The sequence below is a fragment of the Microbulbifer sp. SAOS-129_SWC genome (assembly GCF_039696035.1).
GTDB lineage: Bacteria > Pseudomonadota > Gammaproteobacteria > Pseudomonadales > Cellvibrionaceae > Microbulbifer.
This window is the reverse complement of record NZ_CP155567.1, coordinates 752,501-755,000: the sequence shown is the minus strand read 5'-3', so window position 1 is coordinate 755,000 and position 2,500 is coordinate 752,501. Positions and strand designations below refer to the sequence as shown.

The 2,500-nt window shown below is 52.9% G+C and carries 2 rRNA genes (1 of these 2 only partly in view); both read right to left on the bottom strand.

Annotation, left to right across the window (positions count from 1 at the left end):
• Nucleotides 1-193: 193 nt before the first annotated feature.
• Nucleotides 194-309, bottom strand: a 5S ribosomal RNA gene (gene rrf, locus ABDK11_RS03195).
• A 210-nt stretch (nt 310-519) separates the two neighbouring features.
• A 23S ribosomal RNA gene (locus ABDK11_RS03190) occupies nt 520-2,500 on the bottom strand (it continues 901 nt past the right edge of the window).

Sequence of the window (2,500 nt, the reverse complement as noted above, 5' to 3'; positions counted from 1 at the left end):
TTCCGGTGACCGTTGAAGAGGCGCGCATTATAACGATCTCTTCGTGCTGAGCAAGGACTTTTTTGAAGTCTTTGCCGGGGCAAAAATTTGGCTTGAAGCCGCGTTTTTGCCCGGTGAGAGACTGAAAAAAGCTTCGCTCTCACTTATATGAAAAAGGCCCAGCCGCGTAAGCGACTGGGCCTTTGCAATAGAAGCCTGACGATGACCTACTCTCACATGGCGAAACACCACACTACCATCGGCGAGGTTGCGTTTCACTTCTGAGTTCGGCAAGGGATCAGGTGGTTCCACAACTCTATGGTCGTCAGGCAAACTGGCTTGGGTTGGCGTGGTCTTATGGGCGATGTCTTGCCCGGCGCTGCCTGTTACCGCCGTTTGCATGATCTCTCGATCAACGGTAACCCCAAATAAGTCGGTAAAACAATCTGTAGTAATACACCGCAAGAACGTATGTCTCTTCTTGCTCACAATCCCTGATCACTTTCCTGATCAGTAATCGTTAGTAACCATCTCTGTTGTATGGTCAAGCCGCACGGGCAATTAGTACTGGTTAGCTCAACGCCTCACAACGCTTCCACACCCAGCCTATCAACCTGGTAGTCTTCCAGGGCCCTTTAGGGGACTCGAAGTCCCAGGGAGATCTCATCTTGAAGGAGGCTTCCCGCTTAGATGCTTTCAGCGGTTATCCCGTCCGAACATAGCTACCGGGCAATGCCACTGGCGTGACAACCCGAACACCAGAGGTTCGTTCACTCCGGTCCTCTCGTACTAGGAGCAACTCTTCTCAAATCTCCAACGCCCACGGCAGATAGGGACCGAACTGTCTCACGACGTTCTAAACCCAGCTCGCGTACCACTTTAAATGGCGAACAGCCATACCCTTGGGACCGGCTTCAGCCCCAGGATGTGATGAGCCGACATCGAGGTGCCAAACACCGCCGTCGATGTGAACTCTTGGGCGGTATCAGCCTGTTATCCCCGGAGTACCTTTTATCCGTTGAGCGATGGCCCTTCCATACAGAACCACCGGATCACTATGACCTACTTTCGTACCTGCTCGACATGTCTGTCTCGCAGTCAAGCGCACTTATACCATTATGCTCATTGCATGATTTCCGACCATGCTGAGTGCACCTTCGTACTCCTCCGTTACTCTTTGGGAGGAGACCGCCCCAGTCAAACTACCCACCATACACTGTCCCCGATCCGGATTACGGACCTGGGTTAGAACCTCAAACATACCAGGGTGGTATTTCAAGGACGGCTCCACTGCAACTAGCGTCACAGTTTCAAAGCCTCCCACCTATCCTACACAAGTAGGCTCAAAGTTCAGTGCAAAGCTGTAGTAAAGGTTCACGGGGTCTTTCCGTCTAGCCGCGGGTACACTGCATCTTAACAGCGATTTCAATTTCACTGAGTCTCTGGTGGAGACAGCGTGGCCATCGTTACGCCATTCGTGCAGGTCGGAACTTACCCGACAAGGAATTTCGCTACCTTAGGACCGTTATAGTTACGGCCGCCGTTTACCGGGGCTTCGATCAAGAGCTTCGCCGAAGCTAACCCCATCAATTAACCTTCCGGCACCGGGCAGGCGTCACACCCTATACGTCCACTTACGTGTTTGCAGAGTGCTATGTTTTTAATAAACAGTCGCAGCCACCTGGTCACTTCGACCGGCCTCAGCTTAGGGAGCAAGTCCCATCACCAAAACCGGCGTACCTTCTCCCGAAGTTACGGTACCATTTTGCCTAGTTCCTTCACCAGAGTTCTCTCAAGCGCCTTGGTATTCTCTACCTGACCACCTGTGTCGGTTTAGAGTACGGTTCGCAATTGCCTGAAGCTTAGAAGTTTTTCCTGGAAGCAGGGCATCAACCACTTCACCTACCGAAGTAGGCTTCGTCGTCAGCTCTCAGCCTTAGGGACCCGGATTTGCCTAAGTCCCCAGCCTACAGCCTTAAACATGGACAACCAATCGCCATGCTGGCCTAGCCTTCTCCGTCACTCCATCGCAGCAATTGCAAGTACAGGAATGTTAACCTGTTTCCCATCGACTACGGCCTTCGCCCTCGCCTTAGGGGCCGACTAACCCTGTCCCGATTAGCGTTGGACAGGAACCCTTGGTCTTCCGGCGGGGAGGTTTTTCACCTCCCTTGTCGTTACTCATGTCAGCATTCGCACTTGTGATACCTCCAGCAGACCTCCCGATCCACCTTCAACGGCTTACACAACGCTCCTCTACCATGCTCCTAAGAGCATCCGCAGCTTCGGTTACCAGTTTGAGCCCCGGTATATCTTCCGCGCGGGCCGACTCGACTAGTGAGCTATTACGCTTTCTTTAAAGGATGGCTGCTTCTAAGCCAACCTCCTAGCTGTCTGGGCCTTCCCACATCGTTTCCCACTTAACTGGTATTTGGGACCTTAGCTGGCGGTCTGGGTTGTTTCCCTTTCCACGACGGACGTTAGCACCCGCCGTGTGTCTCCCGCGATTGCACTCCTCGGT